The following is a 17,919-nucleotide window of genomic DNA, read 5'->3' as shown; positions in this document are numbered from 1 at the left end:
AATGAACGCCCTGGCATCCTCCCACTCTCCGTTGCTGCCGGAGACGCTCAGACCGCGGCAACGCCGGTGATCGACGCTCCGCCGCCGCGCCAGGTGCGCCGGGCGGCCGATCTGTCGCGGCTGCTCGTCTCCGGCGCCGTGCTGGTGGTGACGGTGCTGCCGGCCGTCACGGCGCTCGCACCCACCCGCAGGATGCAGCAGGCGCTGCTCGACGCGGCGACCGCGCTACCGCCGGGATTGCGCGATGGTGTCGTCGGGGCGGTGCAGGTGGTCGCTGTCGTCGCGCCGGTGGTGGCCGTCGGCGTGCTGGTCGCCCGGCGGCGCGGCGACGCGATTCTCCGGATCGTGCCCGCGGCGGCGCTGGGCGCGCTGCTTTCGTGGCCCGTCACCCACCTGGCCATGACGCGTAGCAGACCAGGCGTATGGCCGCAGGTGCTGGTGGGGCGGGGCGCGCTGGTGGATGCCGGCTGGCCGCCGGCAGCGTATCTGGCCGCCTGCGCTGCGGCGGTCGTGGCGGCAGGTCCGTGGCTGGAGGCGCGTCTGCGGCGGACGTGGTGGACGCTGACCGTCGGGTGCGCCGGGCTGAGCATCACAGCCGCCGCCATCATGCCACTTGAGGCAGTCGGCGCGCTCGCCCTAGGAGGTGTGGCCGGATCTGCCGTGCTGCTGCTGGCCGGAGCCCCGGCGGACCGGCCGGCCCCGCAGGCGGTCGCCGACGCACTCGTTGCGTGCGGGATCCCGCTCGCCGCGCTGCGGGAAACGCCGCCACCGGATCAGCGCTCCGGGGAAGGGGCCGGCTACGGCGCCGAGACCACCACCGGTGCGCGACTCACGGTACAGGTGCTCGGCCCCGAGGACCGCAACCGCGACCTCTTCCACCGGCTGGCCCGGCTCGCGCTGCTGCGCCATCCCAGCGACACGGACGCGCATACCCCACTCGCCGCGGTCGAGCACGAACTCCTCATGCTCGTGTTCGCAGGCCGTACCGGCGCCCGGGCGGCCGAGCCGGTGATCGCGTACCCGGTGGACAAGGGCGGCGCACTCCTGGTGACGATCGAGCACGCCGCCCGTCCGCTGTCCGCGTTCCCGGGCGAGGAGATCACCGACCAGATACTCACCGGCGTATGGACGTCCGTGGCCCGCCTCCAAAAGCACCGACTGGCGCACCGGGCGCTCCGCCCGGAACACATCCTCGTCGAGCCGGACGGTGCGTCCCGGCTCATCGCGTTCGCACGCGCCCGGCTGGGCGCCACGCCCGACGCGCTCGGCAGCGACATTGCCGAACTGCTGGCCACCACCGCGACACGCATCGGGGTGCCGCGCGCCACCCAGTGTGCGCTGGCCGGCCTCGGGCCGCCGCTGCTGGCGACCGCCCTGCCCTACCTGCAGCCGCTCGCGCTGCTCGGCCCCGCACGGCGCGAGGTCGCCCGGTACGACCAGGCCCGCGCTCGTGCGGCGGGAGCGGGTACCAAGCGGCGTACGGTACGGCCCGGCGGCCGCCCGAGCCTGCTGCGTGACCTCTCTGCCGCGGTCGTGGAGGCGACCGGCGCCGAGCCCGCTCCCCTCGCGCCCCTCGCGCGCTTCACCTGGAAGACCATCTTCGGCCTGGTCGGTGCATTCCTTGTCCTGCACTTGGTGCTGCCGCAGTTCGCCAGTGCCTCAGCGGTGGTGGCCGCGTTGCGAAAGGCCGACTGGTGGTGGGTGCTCGCGGCACTGCCCGTCACCTTCATCTCCCAGGTGTTCTCCACCTGCCTTCAAATGGGCACCATTCCGGCCAGGTTGCCGTTCGGCCCCACGTACGAGGTGCAGTTCGCCAGTTCGTTCCTGAACCGCATCACCCCGAACAACGTCGGCGGCATGGCGCTCAACCTGCGCTACCTGCAGAAGACGGGGATCGAGACCGGGGCTGCCACGGCCTCCGTCGGCCTGCAGAGTCTCGTCAGCGCCGTCTCCAACGCCGTGCTCGCCGCCTGGTTCTTCGCCTGGGCCGGACGCCACCACACCGGAGTTCACCTGCACGTGCCGGCAGGCCGGTATGTGCTGCCGGCCATCGCCCTGGCCCTCGCGGCAGGGGGTCTGCTCGGTGTCACCCCGGCCGGGCGGCGCTTCCTCCGCGAGAAGGTGTGGCCGTTCCTGCGGGCGGCGGCGTCGACTGTGACGGGGGTCGCCTCCGATCCCGCCAAGCTGGCTCTCCTCGTCACCGGCGCGCTGGGCCTGCCCCTCATCCAGGTCGTCGGACTCGTGTTGAGCGTGCGCGCGTTCGGCGGTGGTCTTCCCTTCGTCCAGGCCGGCGCCGTCTACATGGCGGCACGCCTCGTCGCCAACGCGGCTCCTGTCCCCGGCGGACTGGGTGCCCTCGAAGTCGGCCTCATCGCCGGTCTCACCGCGCTCGGCGTCACGGCCGGCGCAGCCACCTCGGCCGTGCTCGTCTACCGGCTGCTCACCTTCTGGCTGAACGTCCCACTGGGCGCCCTGGCCCTGCGCGCCGTACAGCGCAAGGGCTACGCCTGACGCTGCTGCCGTCGCCGGCCTCCCGAGCCGGGTTCGTGCCCTTCCTTTCCCTCGACGTCGAGATCCGCAAGGTCATCTGCAGCACGAACGCGATCGAGAGCGTCAACGCCCGCATCCGCAAGGCCATCCGCGCCCGCGGCCACTCCCAAAGCTCGGCGCCTGAGACTGGTCCCGGCCCGGTGTACGCCAGCTATCCCCTGCCCCGCAGGCCCGTTGAAGTGCCCGTATCCAGGTCAGCCTCCGCATCCCGCAGCCGATGGACGACGCAGGACGCCACCAGTTGCGTCGTGGTCCGCAGCCCTCCCTTACGCGCAGGTCGGGCGGGCCGGCGATCGGGGTCGGTGACCGCCCCGACCGCTTGGTGAGACCTTGACGGACACGCGTGTGTACCCCGGTCCCGAAGAGGCTCGCGCCCCATCCGCCCGGTTCCGCGCGACGGACCCGCCCTCCGGCCGCGTAGAGCGGACGACGGATTCACCCACGGAGGGGACTGCACAGTGACAGCGCGTGCACTCAAGGGAGCAGCACTGAGGGGTGCCAGGGGTGCGGCGATCGCGGCGGCGGCGATGGCCGTGCTGACCGCATCGCAGGCACCGGGGGCGGTCTCGGCCGAGGCCGCGCAGCCCGCGCGGAAGGCGGCGCCCGCCGGGCACGGCGCCAGCGTGTCCGGCGACACCCCGTACCGCACCGGCCTCCCCCCGCTGCGGACACGGAAAGACGGCTCGGCACCGGGAGCGACGGTCGGCGGCGCCCTGCCCGCGACCGTGTTCGCCGCGTACCGGCGTGCCGAGGAGGAACTGGCGCGCAGCGCGCCCGGCTGCCGGCTGCGCTGGCAGCTGCTGGCCGCGATCGGCCAGGTGGAGTCCGGGCAGGCATGGGGTGGCCGGGTGACCCCGGACGGTACGACCGTGACGCCCATCCTCGGCCCGCGGCTGACCGGCGGCGCCTTCGCCGTCGTGCCGGACACCGACGGCGGCGCGTACGACGGGGACCCGGTGTACGACCGCGCGGTCGGCCCGATGCAGTTCATCCCGTCCACCTGGGCCCGCTGGGGCGCGGACGGCAACGGCGACGGACGGTCGGACCCGAACAACGTCTACGACGCCGCGCTCGCCGCCGGCCGCTACCTGTGCGCGGGCGGCCGCGACCTGTCGAACCCCGCCGACCTGGACCGGGCGATCCTGGGCTACAACCACTCGGACGCCTATCTACGCACCGTCAAGGCCTGGTTCGCGTACTACCTGACCGGACACCGCGTGGTGCCGGACGCGTCCACCGGATCCCGGTCGGACCGGCCGAAGCCGTCCCGCACACAGCGGCCGAAGCCCTCGCCGCCGAAGTCGTCGCACGACCGGGAGCCGGCCCCTGGCCCTTCGCCCACGTCGTCGGCGCCGCCCGCCTCACCCTCCCCCAGCCCGTCCCCAGCGGCGGGCGTGCCCAAGGCGTCCGGGACTCCGCTGGTCCCCGTCCCCGAGCCGACTCTCGCGCTGCCCGGCGGCGGCGTGCTGCCCGACGTGGGGCCGTGACCATCGGCAACGGCTGGAACACGATGAGCGCCTCCCCCTCCACAACCGCGACTACTCAGCGGTAATGTCGCCATCCGCCGGAAGCACAGGACCGGCGGGTGAGTGCGAAGGGGCCCTCATGGCGACGGACATGCCTGCGGACACAGCGGCCGCCGAGGAGCGTTGGCAGCGCATGTGGAGCCATCGCGAGCAGCTGCTCAAGGTGGCCCGGCGACGCTCCATGAGCCACGAGGATGCCGAGGACGCCGTGCACGAGGCGATGCTGCGGGCCGCGGAACGCCCGGACCTCGACGACGAGCGGCTCGGCGCCTGGCTGACGACGGTGACGATGCGGCTGTGCGTCGACCGGTACCGGCAGGTCAACCGAGAGGCCGAGGTGGGCAGCCGCCCCACGCTCGTCGCGCCGGGCCCGGTCCCCGTCGAGGAAGCGGTGTGCGACCGGGCCGAGGCGAAGTGGCTCGCCGTGCGCAGCGGTGAGCTGCCCGCCCGGCAGGCGGAGGCACTCCGGCTGAAGTCCGAGGACCTGGACGTGAGTCAGGTCGCCGTGCGGATGGGGCTCAGCTACCGGACCGTCGAGTCGCTGCTCGCCCGGGCCCGGCGCACGCTGCGCGCCTCGCTGGCCGGGACGCTGGGGCTGGTGATGTTCCTGGTCGGGCGCGGGCGGCTGCGCGGGGGTGGCAAGGCCCAGGTGGTCGCGGTGACCTCGACGGCGGCGACCCTGGCGGTGGCGGGGCTCGTGCTGCCGTACGCGCTCAATGCGGGCGGGAAGGGGAACGGTGCGGCGCCGCGGCCGGCCGTGTCCAGCGACGCGCAGGTGCGGCGCAGCGACGCCACGGGCCGGGGGCTCACCCTGAGGACGCGCACCTCCCCGCCCCCGGCGCCCGGCGCCCGGAGTCGGACGCCCTCACCGACCGGGGGGAAGTCCCGGCCGCTGCCGGTGCCCGTGCCGTCCCTGCCGGGCGTGTCCTCATCCGCGCTCCCGGGGCTGTCGGCGCCGCAGGTCCCGCGGCTGCCCGGCGTACCCAAGGTGCCGGACCTGCCGACGAGGTCGGCCGCCTCGTCAGTCCCGTCGCTGCCCCCGGCCCCGACGGTACCGGCCGCTCCGTTCTCCGCCCCTGTCCCTGCCCCGAGGACGTCTTCGAGCACGCCGTCGCCGAAGCTGCCGTAGCACGCCGTAAACACGTCCGAAAAAAATCCCGGTCGTCGCGACGGACGTCCCGCGCCTCCCCGTAGAGCAGATGTCGGAGCTGCTCCACGGGCGAAGGGTGGGACCGGATGGGTGTCGAGATCTGTGTGGAAGGGCTGACCAAGTCCTTCGGCCATCAGGTCATCTGGCAGGACGTCTCGCTGACGCTGCCCGCCGGGGAGGTGTCGGTGATGCTCGGCCCCTCGGGGACGGGCAAGTCGGTGTTCCTCAAGACGCTCGTGGGGCTGCTGAAGCCGGAGCGCGGCTCCATCACGATCCAGGGCCGGGACATCACCAGGCTCCGTGAGCACGACCTGTACGAGGTGCGAAAGCTTTTCGGTGTGCTGTTCCAGGACGGCGCGCTGTTCGGCTCGATGAACCTGTACGACAACATCGCCTTCCCGCTGCGCGAGCACACCCGCAAGTCGGAGAGCGAGATCCGGCGCGTCGTGCTGGAGAAGATGGACATGGTCGGGCTGATCGGCGCCGAGGAGAAGCTGCCCGGCGAGATCTCCGGTGGCATGCGCAAGCGGGCCGGGCTCGCCCGCGCCCTGGTCCTCGACCCGGAGATCATCCTGTTCGACGAGCCGGACTCGGGCCTGGACCCGGTCCGCGTGGCCTACCTCAACCAGCTCATCGTCGACCTCAACGCACAGATCGACGCGACCTTCCTGATCGTCACCCACGACATCGCCTCGGCCCGCCAGGTCCCGGACAACATCGGGCTGCTGTTCCGGCGCGAGCTGGTGCTGTTCGGGCCCCGCGAGGAGCTGCTGACCAGTGACGAGCCCGTCGTACGGCAGTTCCTGAACGGCCGGATGCAGGGGCCGATCGGCATGGCGGAGGAGAAGGACGCGGCCCAGGTCGAGCAGGAGCTGGCCCGAATCGACGAGGGACCACGCGTCCGGGACCTGACTCCCCGCCTGCTGCCCGGCCCCGGCATCACCCGCCCGCCCCGCTGGGAGGCGATCGCGAGACGGGAGGCAGAGCTGCGCGGGACGGGGGTGAGCAGCGCATGAGACTCTCCCCGACAGGTGCGCTCCGGCACTCGGGCAACCTCTTCGCGATGGCCCTGGACGTCGTCCGGACCCTGCCCCGACGGCCCTTCCAGGCACGGGAGTTCATCCAGCAGGCGTGGTTCGTCGCAAGCGTCACGATCCTGCCGACGGCACTGGTCTCGATCCCCTTCGGGGCGGTCATCGCACTGCAGATCGGCAGCCTGACCCGGCAGCTCGGCGCGCAGTCCTTCGCCGGTGCCGCGTCCGTGCTCGCGGTGCTGCGCGAGGCCTCGCCGATCGTCACCGCGCTGCTCATCGCGGGCGCGGGCGGCACGGCGATCTGCGCGGACCTCGGGGCGCGCAAGATCCGGGACGAGATCGACGCGATGCAGGTGCTCGGCATCGACCCGATCCACCGGCTCGTCGTACCGCGCGTGCTGGCGTCGATGGTCGTGGCCGTGCTCCTCAACGGCCTCGTCTCGGTCGTCGGTGTCGCGGGCGGCTACTTCTTCAACGTCGTCCTCCAGCACGGCACGCCCGGCGCCTACCTGGCGTCCTTCACCACCCTCGCGCAGCTGTCCGACCTGTGGGCGGCAGAGGTCAAGGCGCTCGTGTTCGGGGCCATCGCGGCGATCGTCGCCTCGTACAAGGGGCTGACCGCACAGGGCGGTCCCAAGGGCGTGGGCGATGCCGTCAACCAGTCCGTGGTGATCACCTTCATGTTGCTGTTCGTGACCAACTTCGTGATGACCGCGGTGTACTTCCAGGTCGTCCCGCAGAGGGGTTAGCCGATGAGACCTCAAAAAGTCCTCGATCGCCCCTTGCGCTCACTCGAAGAGCTGGGCGCCCAACTGTCCTTCTACGGACGCTCCTTGGCCTGGACGGGCCGCACCCTGCGCCGCTACAAGAAGGAGGTGCTGCGGCTGCTCGCCGAGGTGAGCTTCGGGCGCGGCGCACTCGCCGTCGTCGGCGGCACGGTCGGCGTGATCGCGTTCCTGTCCTTCTTCACCGGCACCGAGGTCGGCCTCCAAGGCTACGCGGCCCTCAACCAGCTCGGCACCTCCAACTTCGTGGCGTTCCTGTCGGCGTACTTCAACACCCGGGAGATCGCCCCGCTGGTGGCCGGGCTCGCTCTGTCCGCGACGGTCGGCGCCGGGTTCACCGCGCAGCTCGGTGCGATGCGGATCAGTGAGGAGACCGACGCGCTGGAGGTGATGGGCGTCCCGTCGCTGCCGTTCCTGGTGACGACGAGGATGATCGCCGGCTTCGTCGCGGTGATCCCGCTGTACGTGATCGGGCTGCTGTCCTCGTACCTGGCCGCCCGCACCATCACCACCGGCTACTACGGGCAGTCGACGGGCACGTACGACCACTACTTCCACCAGTACCTGCCGCCCGTCGACGTGTTCTGGTCCTTCGGCAAGGTGATCGTCTTCGCCGTGCTGATCATCCTGGTGCACTGCTACTACGGCTACCACGCGAGCGGCGGCCCGGCGGGCGTGGGCGTCGCGGTGGGCCGTGCGGTGCGGACCTCGATCGTCGCCGTCAACGTCCTGGACTTCTTCCTGAGCCTCGCGATCTGGGGCGCCACCACGACCGTACGGATAGCGGGGTGAGAGCGGTGCGCATACAGAGAATGAGACTCAGGCTGTACGGCATCGCCTTCCTCGCCGTGCTCGCGCTGCTGCTGTCGCTCGCGGTGGCCGTCTACCAGCAGGCGTTCACGTCCGTCGTGCCCATCACCCTTCAGGCCGGCACCCTCGGCAACCAGCTCGATCCACGCGCGGACGTCAAGCTGCGCGGGCGGCTGGTCGGCGAGGTGCGCGAGGTGCACGCGGACGGCACGAAGGCCACGCTCGACATCGCGCTCGATCCCCGGTACGTCCCGTACATCCCCTCGGACGTGCACGCCCGCCTGCTGCCCAAGACGCTGTTCGGCGAGAAGTACGTCGACCTGGTCCCGCCCCCGCACTCTGCGCGGTCGTCGGCTCGGCCCATCCGCGCCGGAGACGTCATCACCCAGGACCGCACGAAGGTCGGCATCGAGGTGCAGCAGCTGATGAACGACCTGCTGCCGCTGCTGCGCACGGTCCAGCCGGGGGAACTCAACGCCACGCTCTCGGCGTTCGCCACCGCGCTGGAGGGCCGCGGCGACCGGATCGGGGACAACCTCACCCGCGTCGAGGGGTATCTGCGCCGTCTCAACCCGCACATGCCCTCCCTCAAGGAGGACATCTCGCGGTTCGCGGACGTCGCCGAGGTGTACGGCGACGCCGCGCCCGACCTGATACGCATCCTGCGCAACACGGTCACCACCAGCCGCACGATCGTCGACAAGAAGGACCAGCTGGCCGCCGCGCTCCGCTCCACCGCTTCCGTGGCGGACACGGCGAACGGCTTCCTGTCCGAGAACGGCGACCGGCTGATCACGCTGGGCCGGGTCTCCCGCCCCACGCTGGAGCTGTTCGCCCGCTACTCCCCCGAGTACCCATGCCTGCTGACGGGCCTGGTCCGGCAGGAGAAGGCCTCGGAGGACGCGTTCCGGGGCGGCGAGATGCGGATCACCCTCGAAGTCGTCCGGCCGCAAGGGGCGTACCAGCCCGGTGAGGAGCCGGTGTACGGCGAGCGGTCCGGCCCCAACTGCCGTGGCCTGCCGCATCCTCAGGTGCCCGGCCCGAAACCTCATCTCGACGACGGTACGTCGGCCGGAGGTTCCTCCGGCGCACTCCCCGGAGGTGTCAACGTGTCCGCCACCCGGGCCGAGCAGCGGGCCGTCGGCTCACTCGTGGCCCCCGTCCTGGACGTCCCCGCCGACCAGGTGCCGCCCGTCGCGACCCTGCTGTTCGGTCCGCTCGCGCGCGGAACGGCGGTGAGTGTCGCATGAGCAGGTCAGGAGCCCGGCAGGCCGCCGCCCCGCTGGTCAAGTTCAGCCTGTTCGCGCTGGTCACGATCACGGCGACGGCGCTGCTCGCCGCCACCATCGTCAACATCTCCTTCACCCCGACGGACACCTACCACGCCGTGTTCACCGACGTCACCGGGCTGGAGACCGGCGACGACATCCGCGTGGCCGGAGTGCGGGTGGGAGAGGTCGAGGGCATCCGGATCAAGGACCGGACCCTGGCGGAGGTCACGTTCACCGTCGGCGCGGACCGGCCGCTGCTCGCGGGGACCCACGCGGTCGTGCGCTACCGCAACCTGGTCGGGCAGCGGTACATCGCGCTCACCGAGGGCCCCGGCGACGTCACCGCCCGGCTTCGGCCCGGCGGCACCATCCCGCTGTCCCGGACCCAGCCGGCGCTGGACCTCAACGCCCTGCTGAACGGCTTCAAGCCGCTGTTCGCCGCGCTCAGCCCGAGCGACGTCAACCAGCTCGCCACCGAGATCGTCCAGACCCTCCAGGGCGAGGGCGGGACGGTCAACAGCCTCCTCGCGCACACCGCCTCGCTCACCACCACCCTCGCCGACCGCGACCAGCTGATCGGCTCGGTGATCGACAACCTCAACACCGTCCTGGACACGCTCGACAAGCGCGGCTCCCGCTTCTCGGACCTGCTCACGCAGTTGCGGCGGGTGATCTCGGGCCTGTCGGCCGACCGCAAGCCCATCGGGGAGTCGCTGGTGAGCATCGGCGACCTCACCGACGTCACGTCGGGGCTGCTGAAGGACGCGCGTCCGCCGCTGAAGGGCGACATCGCCGGGCTCGGCGAGCTCACCGGAACACTGGACAAGAACGAGCACACCGTGGAGGGCGTCCTGCAACGGCTGCCGAACAAGCTCAACGCGCTGACCGGGACGGCGTCCTACGGATCCTGGTTCAACTTCTACCTCTGCGACTTCGACGGCCGGGTCGTGCTGCCGGAGACCAAGCAGGTGATCACCCCGGACCTACATGTGGCGCGGGCGAGGTGTGGCGGATGAGACTGCGTGTCCCAAGGCGGAGGCGCCGTCCCGAGCCGCTGGTGAAGGTACGGGTCCTGCCACCGAAGCTGCCGAAAATCCCCCGGCTGCTGCCCAAGCGGGAGCCCCGCCCCCAGCCCTTGGTCAAGGTACGCGTCCTGCCGCCGAAGCTGCCCACGATCCGGCTGAAGCGGCCACGCCTGAAGCCCTTCCGTGAGCGGAACCCGGTCGTCGTGGGCGCCGTCGGCCTCACCGTCCTCGCGCTGCTCACGTTCGCCGCGTTCAACGCCGACAGCCTGCCGCTGATCGGCGGCGGCGACACGTACAGCGCGGCCTTCTCCGAGGCCGGCGGGCTCAAGCCGGGCGACGAGGTACGGATCGCCGGGGTCAAGGTCGGCAAGGTCGAGGGCGTCGACCTGGACGGCGACCACGTCAAGGTCACCTTCAAGGTGAAGGGCCACCCCGGGTTCGGCACCGACACGGGCGCGGCGATCCGCGTCAAGACCATCCTCGGCGCGAAGTACCTGGCCCTGTACCCGAAGGGGCCCGGCCAGTTGAAGCCGGGCAGCGGGATCCCGCTCGGCCGGACCGTGTCGGCGTACGACGTCGTCCAGGCCTTCAGCGACCTGACGACCACCACCGAGGCGGTCGACACGGACCGGCTCGCGAAGGCGCTGGACACCCTCTCCCTCACCTTCCAGGACTCCCCCGAAGAGGTACGGGCGTCGATCAAGGGACTGTCACGGATCTCCCGGACCGTCGTCTCCCGTGACCAGGCCCTGCGCGGGCTCCTCGACCATGCGAACGGGGTCACCAAGGTGCTGGCCGAGCATACGAAGGACTTCTCCGCGCTGGTGAAGGACGGTGACGCGCTGTTCAAGGAGATCGACGACCGGCGCGCGGCGATCCACACACTGCTGAAGAGTTCCGCGCTGCTGGGAATCGAGCTGTCCGGCCTGGTCGACGACAACAGCAAGGAGATCGGGCCCGCGCTGAAGAACCTCGGCACCTTCCTGAAGATGCTCGAACGCAACCAGGCGAGCCTCGACCGCAGCGTCCAGCTCCTCGCCCCCTACGTGCGGCTCTTCACCAACACCCTCGGAAACGGCCGCTGGTTCGACTCCTACGTCCAGAACCTCGTCGCCGCCCCGGTCACACCGCGGACGGGAGGCACCCGATGACCCGCAGACTCCTGGCCCTGTTCACCGCGCTCGCCATCGTCGCCGGCCTCGCCGTCGTCCTCTGGCCGGGCCCCGGCCCCGTCCACGTCACGGCGTACTTCCCGCGCACCGTCGGCATCTACCCCGGCTCCGACGTCCGCGTCCTCGGCGTCCGCATCGGCGAGGTCGGGAAGATCACGCCGGAGGGCGACCGGGTCCGGGTGGAGCTGGAGTACGACCGGGGGCGCAAGGTCCCCGCCGGCGCACAGGCCGCCATCGTCAACTCCTCGGTGGTCAGCGACCGTTACGTGCAGCTGCTGCCGGTGTACCGCAAGGGCGCGGAAATGCGGGACGGAGACGTGATCCCCGAGTCCCGTACGGCCGTCCCCGTCGAGCTGGACCGGATCTTCGACAGCCTGCACACCACCGCCGAGGCGCTGGGTCCGAACGGCGCCAACAAGCAGGGCTCGCTGTCCCGGCTGCTCGGTGTGAGCGCGGACAACCTCCGGGGGCAGGGCCAGAACCTCAACCAGGCGGTGGACGACCTGTCCCAGGCGGCCACCACGCTGTCCGACGGGCGCGGCGACCTGTTCGGGACCGTACGGAACCTTCAGGTGTTCACGGCCGCGCTGGCGGCGGACGACAGCAGTGTGCGGTCGTTCGACACCGACCTCGCCGACGTGGCCGGACAGCTGGCCGGCGAGCGCAAGGATCTCGCCGCAGCGCTGAAGTACCTGGCCGCCGCACTCGGTGACGTGGCCGGCTTCGTGAAGGGCAACAAGAAGGCGCTGACCACGGACGTGCAGGGCCTGGCCAAGGTCACCAACGTCCTCGTCACCCAACGGGCCGCGCTTCAGGAGCTGTTGACCGTTGCCCCCACGGGCCTGTCGAACCTGCAGAACGCCTACAATCCCGCCGCCGGCACCCTCGACACCCGCAACAACGCGCAAACCCCTCAGGATCCGGCATCGCTGCTCTGCTCGATCCTGAGGACGACCGGTGACGACCACGACAACTGCGCCGGGCTGAAGAAGCTCTTCGACTCCCTGCCCGAAGTGCCGTCGGCCCCGGCGTCGACGGGCACGGTCGACAAGACCCTCGGCGGAATCCTGGGGGCACCGGCATGAGCGTAAGGCGCTTGGGGCGACTGGCCGCCTGGACGGCGGCCGGCTCGCTGCTGCTGACCGGCTGCGAGTTCAACGGCTGGTACGACGTCCCGCTCCCCGGCGGCGCCGCCTCGGACGGCCACGCCTACCACGTCACCGTCGAGTTCCGGGACGTCCTGGACCTGGTGCCGCAGTCGGCGGTCAAGGTCGACGACGTCACCGTGGGCGCGGTCGAGAAGGTGGAACTGGACGGCTGGCACGCGCGGGTACGGCTGCGCATCGCCGACTCGGTGAAACTGCCCGGCAACGCGGTCGCCGACCTGAGGCAGACGAGCATGCTCGGCGAGAAGTACGTCGCCCTGTCCGCGCCGGCCGGCACCGCGCCCGTCGGACGGCTCCACGACGGCGACGTCATCCCGCTGTCCCGCAGCGGCCGCAACCCGGAGGTCGAGGAGGTGCTGTCGGCCCTGTCGGCGCTCCTCAACGGCGGCGGGGTGGCCCAGCTGAAGACGATCACCGTCGAGCTGAACAAGGCCCTCAGCGGCCGCGAGGACCGGGTCAGGTCCCTGCTGAAGCAGCTCGACACGTTCCTCGGCGGCCTCGACGGCCAGCGGGCGGAGATCGTGCGCGCCCTCAAGGGCGTCGACCGGCTGGCGAAGCGGCTGAAGAACGAGAAGCAGACGATCGCCCTGGCCGTCGACACCATGCCGCCCGCGCTGAAGGCCCTCGCCGACCAGCGCAAGGACCTGACGAGGATGCTCACCTCCCTGTCCACACTCGGCAAGACCGGCACCAGGGTGGTGAACGCCTCCCACGACGACACCGTCGCCGACCTGAAGAAGCTCCAGCCCATCCTGCAGGAGCTGAACCAGGCGGGCGACGACCTGCCCAACTCCCTTGAGATCCTCACCACTTACCCGTTCCCGCGCAACGTGACGGACGCCGTCAAGGGCGACTACGTCAATCTGAAGATCACCGCCGATCTCGACCTGGCGGCCCTGTACGGCAACGTCACCGGCAAGCCGGGCAAGGGCGGGAAGTCCCCGGCCCCCGGGACCCCGAAGCTCCCCGGCCTGCCCACTCCCACCCCTCTCCCGTCCGTCCCGCCCCTGCCGGGCACCCCGACCGTCCCACCCGTGCCTCCCGTGCCCTCCGCACCCGCCGCGCCCTCGACGCCGTCCATGCCCTCCGACGGCAGCACCCTGCTGTGCCCGCCCGTGTGCACCGCGGCCTACGGCAACGGGGGCGGCTCGCGTCGTCTCCCGCCCGGGATCGATCTCGGCCTCGCCGAGCTGATGCTGAAGGGGATCATGCCGTGATCACACGTACGGTCAGGGCCCAGCTGCTCGCCTTCGCGACCGTCACCGCCCTCGGGGTGTCGTACGTCGGCGCCCGGTACACGGGCCTCGTGGACGACCTCCTGCACCGCGGGTACACCGTGCGCGCCGACTTCGCCGAGTCCGGAGGCGTCTTCCCCGGCGCCGAGGTCACCTACCGGGGCGTGCCGGTGGGCCGCGTGGGCGATCTGCGGCTGACCGGGTCCGGGGTCTCGGTGGCGCTCAAGATCGAGGACGGCGCCCCGAGGATCCCGGCCGACACGCTCGCGGTGGTCGCCGACCGTTCAGCGGTGGGCGAGCAGTACGTCGACCTCCAGCCGCGGCGGTCGGGCGGGCCGTACCTCATGGACGGCAGCCCGATCCCGCGCAGCCGCACCCGGACCCCGCTGCCGGTCACCGACCTGGTCCTCAGCCTCGACCGGCTGGTGAACTCGGTCGGCAAGGACGATCTGCGGGTCACCGTGGACGAGTTGGGCAAGGCCTTCGCCGGCACCGGACCGAACCTGAGCCGGCTGGTGGACTCCGGCAACGCGCTGGTGGAATCGGCATCCGCGTCGCTCCCCCAGACGGTCTCGCTGATCGAGGACTCGCGGAAGGTGCTCAAGACACAGGCCGACCAGGGCTCGGCCATCAAGTCGTTCTCCCGCGACCTGGCCAGGCTCACCGAGCAGCTGAAGTCGAGCGACGGCGATCTGCGCAGGCTGATCGGCAACACCGCGCCCGCCGACCAGCAGCTGGACTCCCTGCTGAAGTCCATCCGGCCGCACGTGCCGGTCCTGCTGGCCAACCTCATCAGCGGCGGCCAGATCACCCTGGCCCGGCTGCCCGGCGTCCAACAGGCCCTGGTCACGCTCCCGCTCACGGTCGCGGGCAGCTACACGGTCATCCCCGGCGACGGCACCACCCACTTCGGGCTGACCGTGAACGCCGACGACCCGCCCGCGTGCACCCAGGGCTACGGCACCCAGCGGCGCGCCCCCGCCGACACCAGCACACGCCCGGCGAACACCGGCGCGCGCTGCACGGCACCGCGCGGCAGCAAGACCTCGGTGCGCGGTGCCCAGAACGCCCCCGGCCCGGCCGGCGGCCGGTACAGCGCCGACCAGGCCGCGTTCGTGGCCCCGTACGACCCGGAGACCGGCACCGTGACCGGCCCGGACGCAGCGCCCGTCGAGATCGGCTCGACGGGCGGCGAACAGACCGTGTTCGGAAAGGAGTCGTGGCAATGGCTGCTCGTGGGACCGATGGCATGACAGGGGGCCGGGCGAGGCTGCTGTCTGCGGGGCTCGTCGCCGCGACCGTGCTGACGACCGTGCTGTGTGTCTGGCTGGGACTGAAGCTGGCCGACCAGCGCGCGGCGCAGCAGCGCCGTCAGGACATCCTGGCGGCGGCCCGCCAGTCGGCACTGAACTTCACCTCGCTCGACTACCGGCACTACGACCGGGACAGCCGCACCGTGCTGGAGGGCGCCACCGGCGACTTCAAGAAGCAGTTCGCCGCGCAGACCGCGCAGCTGACGAAGCTCGTCGCCCAGAACAAGTCGGTGTCCGAGGGGCAGATCCTGGAAGCGGGCATCGTGCGGTCCGACACGCGCTCGGCCCGGGTCCTGGTCGTGGCCGACAGCAAGGTGACCAACACCGCGGCGCCCGAGGGCCAGGCGCGCACCTACCGACTCCAGCTCGACCTCGTGCGCGTGGCCGGCCGCTGGCTGACCTCCGACGTCACGTTCGTGGGCTGAGCCGACCGACCCGACTGTGAGGCCGTCAATGAGGAGAGACACCGTGGCGAACCCGACCTCCCGCACCCGCGGCACCGGCTCCCCGGGCCGCCGCACCATGACCGCGGCCGCCCGCGCGGCGGCCAAGCGCGCAGGGCGGCCGGCGCGCCCCGAGGGCGCTGCCCGCCGGGGCGAGGAAGCCGTCCCCGGGCACACCCTGCTCGTCGAGCCCCCGGCGGGCGGCTGGGAGGACCCGCCGGAGCCCGCGCACGAGCACTTCGAGAGTGAGCCCTGCGAGGATGAGCCGGAGGAGAGCGCGCCTTCACGCAGGGTCGGACGGAGCGTGCTCACCGCGGTGCCGGTCCTCGTTCTCGTGGCGGCTCTGGTCCTGGCAGCCGTCCTCGGGTGGCAGTACCGGCAGGGGCGGCAGGCCGAGCAGGCCCGGGGCGAAGCCCTCGCGGCCGCGCGGGAGGCGGCGCCGGTCGTGCTGTCGTACGACTACCGGCACCTGGACCGGGACTTCGCCCGGGCCCGCGCCCTGCTGACCGGGTACTTCCGCGACCAGTACGGCAGGACGACGAAGACGGTGGTCGCGCCGACGGCGACGACGTACCACGGCGTGGTGAAGGCGACCGTGGCCACACCCTCCGACGGCGGCACCCCCGCTGCGTCCGTCGTGTCGGCCACACCGGACAAGGCCGTCGTCCTGCTCTTCGTCAACCAGGTCACCCAGAGCACCCAGGTCCCGGAGCCCCGGCTGGACCTGAACCGGGTGCGACTGACGCTCACGCGCACCTCCGACGGCTGGAAGGTGAGTGGCGTCGATGCCCTCTGACCAGGCATGGGCATTCCGTGACAGCCGGGTGACCCGGTACTGGGCCTGTCAGACGAGCGGCTCTGTTCCGTAGTCGGTGGTGACGATGCGTGGCTATGTGCTGAGCAGAATGCGGTGGCGGAGGAGTTCGAAGCCTGCACGGCCGTGCATCTGCCGCATGATCCGTTTGGTGCGGGTGTTGACGCCCTCGGTACGGCCGTTGCTCCAGGGCAGGGTCAGGCCCGCGATGACGGCGGCACGATCGAGTTCGAGGCCGTTGCAGAAGCTGTGCAGGTGGGGCAGGTCGGCCCCGCGAGCCTTGGCGATCCAGTCGGTGAGCTTGGAGTCGTTGCTGCTGGCGGGGGTCAGCAGGACGGCGAAGTCACAAATGAGTGCCGCAAGTTCAGTCATCTCGGAGCAGGCCGCAGTGATCAGGCCGAGCAGATCGGAGTCCTTGGTCCGTAGGTGTCCGGGGTGGGTTGAGCAGGAGCCGGGTAAGACGGCGGGGGGTGGTCACGGGGCGGTCGCCTTCGGCGCGGCCCTGGTTGAGGTAGCGAACCAGCAGGTTGGCGCTGCCCGTGTAGCCCAGTGCCCTGATCTCGTGAAGGAGGTGGGTGACGGGTACGCCGGGCTCGGCCGCGCGTCGCGTGCGCAGGTGCTCGCGGTAGGGGTCGACCAGAGTGGGTCGGTAGCGCGGAGTGATGCGCTCGGTGGGCGGCTCGGGGATACGGGCGTAGCGCTTGACGGTGTTCAGGGCCAGGTCCGGGCGGCGGGAGCAGTCCAGCAGGCCGACACCCTGGCCGAGGAGGGCGTGGACCTTGTGCCAGCGCTCGCGAGTGGTCTGCTCGCGGATGCCGCCGGGGCGGGGCGGATTGATGGTGGCCCAGCACGGGGCGTGGGCGCGGACCTCGGCCTGGACTTTGTCGCACAGGTTGCGCCACACATGCCAGCGATCACTTACCTGCACGGCGTCGGGCAGGGCCTGGCGGATGGCCTCGGCGTAGGTGGTCGAGCCGTCCCGGCACACGACCTCCACCTCGGGACGAGAGCGCAACCAGGCGGTCAATGTGGCGGCCTCGCGGTCGGGTAGCACCTCGACGCGCCGGCCCGTTTCGGCGTCGATGACGATCGTCGCATAGCGGTGGCGTCGACGCAGGGCAAAGTCGTCGACCCCGATCACCCGCGGGACAGGGACCGTCGGGATGGGGATACGCCGCAAAAGACGCAGAGCAGTGGCACAGGAGACCGGAGCTGCCAGCAGGGACGTGAGCCGGGCGGCCGCCCGGCCGCATAACTCCTTGACCACGCCCGAGACCTGGCTGGTCAGGCGCGTGGTGCGACGCTGCAGGCGTTCCAGCAGGCCGGGGACTTGCTCGCGGAAGGTCTGCCGTCGACAGCCCAGAACCGAACAGACAAGGCGCCGGACCCGGAGACATATCACGACGCGGCGGCCATCCACCGGCACATCCCCCACCGTCCGGCCATGGTAACCGTGCACCTTTCCCGTCAGCACCCCGCACATCGGGCAGGGAACGGGAACATCCCGGGTCCGGGCTAAGACCCGGATCACCTCACCATCGTCCGCCACATCATCGATGACCAGCGCCGACAGCCCTGAAAACACCGTCGCCGCAGGGGAGTTGTCATCACGCATATAACGTCAA

14 protein-coding genes and 2 pseudogenes are annotated in these 17,919 nt (G+C 71.4%); 15 read left to right on the top strand and 1 reads right to left on the bottom strand.

What is annotated here, in order from left to right:
* The first annotated feature begins 66 nt into the window (after positions 1-66).
* The 15 genes and pseudogenes from GQF42_RS36035 (at position 67) to GQF42_RS35965 (ending at position 16,276) form a co-directional block, all read left to right on the top strand.
* Positions 67-2,511, top strand: a complete 2,445-nt coding sequence (locus GQF42_RS36035) for a lysylphosphatidylglycerol synthase transmembrane domain-containing protein (protein WP_158926952.1) — start codon at positions 67-69, stop codon at positions 2,509-2,511.
* A gap of 35 nt (positions 2,512-2,546) precedes the next feature.
* Positions 2,547-2,654 (top strand): annotated as a pseudogene (locus GQF42_RS36030) (transposase); the annotation flags it as partial.
* Positions 2,655-3,008: 354 nt separating this feature from the next.
* Complete coding sequence (locus tag GQF42_RS36025; RefSeq protein ID WP_375992532.1) at positions 3,009-4,037, top strand: lytic transglycosylase domain-containing protein; 1,029 nt, start codon at positions 3,009-3,011, stop codon at positions 4,035-4,037.
* Positions 4,038-4,155: 118 nt separating this feature from the next.
* Positions 4,156-5,205 (top strand): RNA polymerase sigma factor, encoded by a 1,050-nt coding sequence (locus GQF42_RS36020; RefSeq protein ID WP_158926950.1) that lies wholly within the window; start codon positions 4,156-4,158, stop codon positions 5,203-5,205.
* Between the two features lie 107 nt (positions 5,206-5,312).
* Positions 5,313-6,242, top strand: coding sequence for an ABC transporter ATP-binding protein (locus GQF42_RS36015; RefSeq protein WP_158926948.1), 930 nt, complete (start codon positions 5,313-5,315; stop codon positions 6,240-6,242).
* Positions 6,239-7,009, top strand: a complete 771-nt coding sequence (locus GQF42_RS36010) for an MlaE family ABC transporter permease (RefSeq protein ID WP_158926946.1) — start codon at positions 6,239-6,241, stop codon at positions 7,007-7,009. The genes GQF42_RS36015 and GQF42_RS36010 overlap by 4 nt, the downstream gene beginning before the upstream one ends.
* 3 nt (positions 7,010-7,012) lie before the next feature.
* A complete protein-coding gene (locus tag GQF42_RS36005; RefSeq protein WP_158926944.1) occupies positions 7,013-7,837 on the top strand; it encodes an MlaE family ABC transporter permease in 825 nt (274 codons plus the stop codon).
* A gap of 20 nt (positions 7,838-7,857) precedes the next feature.
* Positions 7,858-9,105 (top strand): MCE family protein, encoded by a 1,248-nt coding sequence (locus GQF42_RS36000; RefSeq protein WP_158926942.1) that lies wholly within the window; start codon positions 7,858-7,860, stop codon positions 9,103-9,105.
* On the top strand, positions 9,102-10,142 hold the full coding sequence (locus GQF42_RS35995) for an MCE family protein (protein WP_158926940.1): 1,041 nt from the start codon (positions 9,102-9,104) through the stop codon (positions 10,140-10,142). Before GQF42_RS36000 ends, GQF42_RS35995 begins: the two co-directional genes overlap by 4 nt.
* Positions 10,139-11,302: an MCE family protein gene (locus tag GQF42_RS35990; protein WP_407699513.1), complete on the top strand. Its 1,164-nt coding sequence runs from the start codon at positions 10,139-10,141 to the stop codon at positions 11,300-11,302. Before GQF42_RS35995 ends, GQF42_RS35990 begins: the two co-directional genes overlap by 4 nt.
* On the top strand, positions 11,299-12,408 hold the full coding sequence (locus tag GQF42_RS35985) for an MCE family protein (protein ID WP_199272917.1): 1,110 nt from the start codon (positions 11,299-11,301) through the stop codon (positions 12,406-12,408). The genes GQF42_RS35990 and GQF42_RS35985 overlap by 4 nt, the downstream gene beginning before the upstream one ends.
* Positions 12,405-13,706 (top strand): MCE family protein, encoded by a 1,302-nt coding sequence (locus tag GQF42_RS35980; RefSeq protein ID WP_158926938.1) that lies wholly within the window; start codon positions 12,405-12,407, stop codon positions 13,704-13,706. Before GQF42_RS35985 ends, GQF42_RS35980 begins: the two co-directional genes overlap by 4 nt.
* Positions 13,703-14,977: an MCE family protein gene (locus tag GQF42_RS35975; RefSeq protein WP_158926936.1), complete on the top strand. Its 1,275-nt coding sequence runs from the start codon at positions 13,703-13,705 to the stop codon at positions 14,975-14,977. Before GQF42_RS35980 ends, GQF42_RS35975 begins: the two co-directional genes overlap by 4 nt.
* A complete protein-coding gene (locus GQF42_RS35970; protein ID WP_158926934.1) occupies positions 14,974-15,462 on the top strand; it encodes a hypothetical protein in 489 nt (162 codons plus the stop codon). Before GQF42_RS35975 ends, GQF42_RS35970 begins: the two co-directional genes overlap by 4 nt.
* 43 nt (positions 15,463-15,505) lie before the next feature.
* Positions 15,506-16,276: a hypothetical protein gene (locus tag GQF42_RS35965; protein ID WP_233273593.1), complete on the top strand. Its 771-nt coding sequence runs from the start codon at positions 15,506-15,508 to the stop codon at positions 16,274-16,276.
* Between the two features lie 93 nt (positions 16,277-16,369).
* Here the strand turns inward: GQF42_RS35965 and GQF42_RS35960 are convergent.
* Positions 16,370-17,909, bottom strand: a pseudogene (locus GQF42_RS35960) (ISL3 family transposase).
* Positions 17,910-17,919 lie beyond the last annotated feature (10 nt).

Origin of the sequence: Streptomyces broussonetiae, assembly GCF_009796285.1 — a bacterium.
GTDB classification, from domain to species: domain Bacteria; phylum Actinomycetota; class Actinomycetes; order Streptomycetales; family Streptomycetaceae; genus Streptomyces; species Streptomyces broussonetiae.
The sequence above is the reverse complement of the archived record's forward strand: the minus strand, read 5'-3'. Positions and strand labels throughout refer to the sequence as shown.

Bases quoted from the DNA above. Each gene is read 5' to 3' on its own strand.
- GQF42_RS35990 (WP_407699513.1), top strand. From the start codon at position 10,139: ATGAGACTGCGTGTCCCAAGGCGGAGGCGCCGTCCCGAGCCGCTGGTG.
- GQF42_RS36020 (WP_158926950.1), top strand. From the start codon at position 4,156: ATGGCGACGGACATGCCTGCGGACACAGCGGCCGCCGAGGAGCGTTGG.
- GQF42_RS36005 (WP_158926944.1), top strand. From the start codon at position 7,013: ATGAGACCTCAAAAAGTCCTCGATCGCCCCTTGCGCTCACTCGAAGAG.
- GQF42_RS35985 (WP_199272917.1), top strand. From the start codon at position 11,299: ATGACCCGCAGACTCCTGGCCCTGTTCACCGCGCTCGCCATCGTCGCC.
- GQF42_RS36000 (WP_158926942.1), top strand. From the start codon at position 7,858: ATGAGACTCAGGCTGTACGGCATCGCCTTCCTCGCCGTGCTCGCGCTG.
- GQF42_RS36015 (WP_158926948.1), top strand. From the start codon at position 5,313: ATGGGTGTCGAGATCTGTGTGGAAGGGCTGACCAAGTCCTTCGGCCAT.
- GQF42_RS35980 (WP_158926938.1), top strand. From the start codon at position 12,405: ATGAGCGTAAGGCGCTTGGGGCGACTGGCCGCCTGGACGGCGGCCGGC.
- GQF42_RS35995 (WP_158926940.1), top strand. From the start codon at position 9,102: ATGAGCAGGTCAGGAGCCCGGCAGGCCGCCGCCCCGCTGGTCAAGTTC.
- GQF42_RS35970 (WP_158926934.1), top strand. From the start codon at position 14,974: ATGACAGGGGGCCGGGCGAGGCTGCTGTCTGCGGGGCTCGTCGCCGCG.
- GQF42_RS36010 (WP_158926946.1), top strand. From the start codon at position 6,239: ATGAGACTCTCCCCGACAGGTGCGCTCCGGCACTCGGGCAACCTCTTC.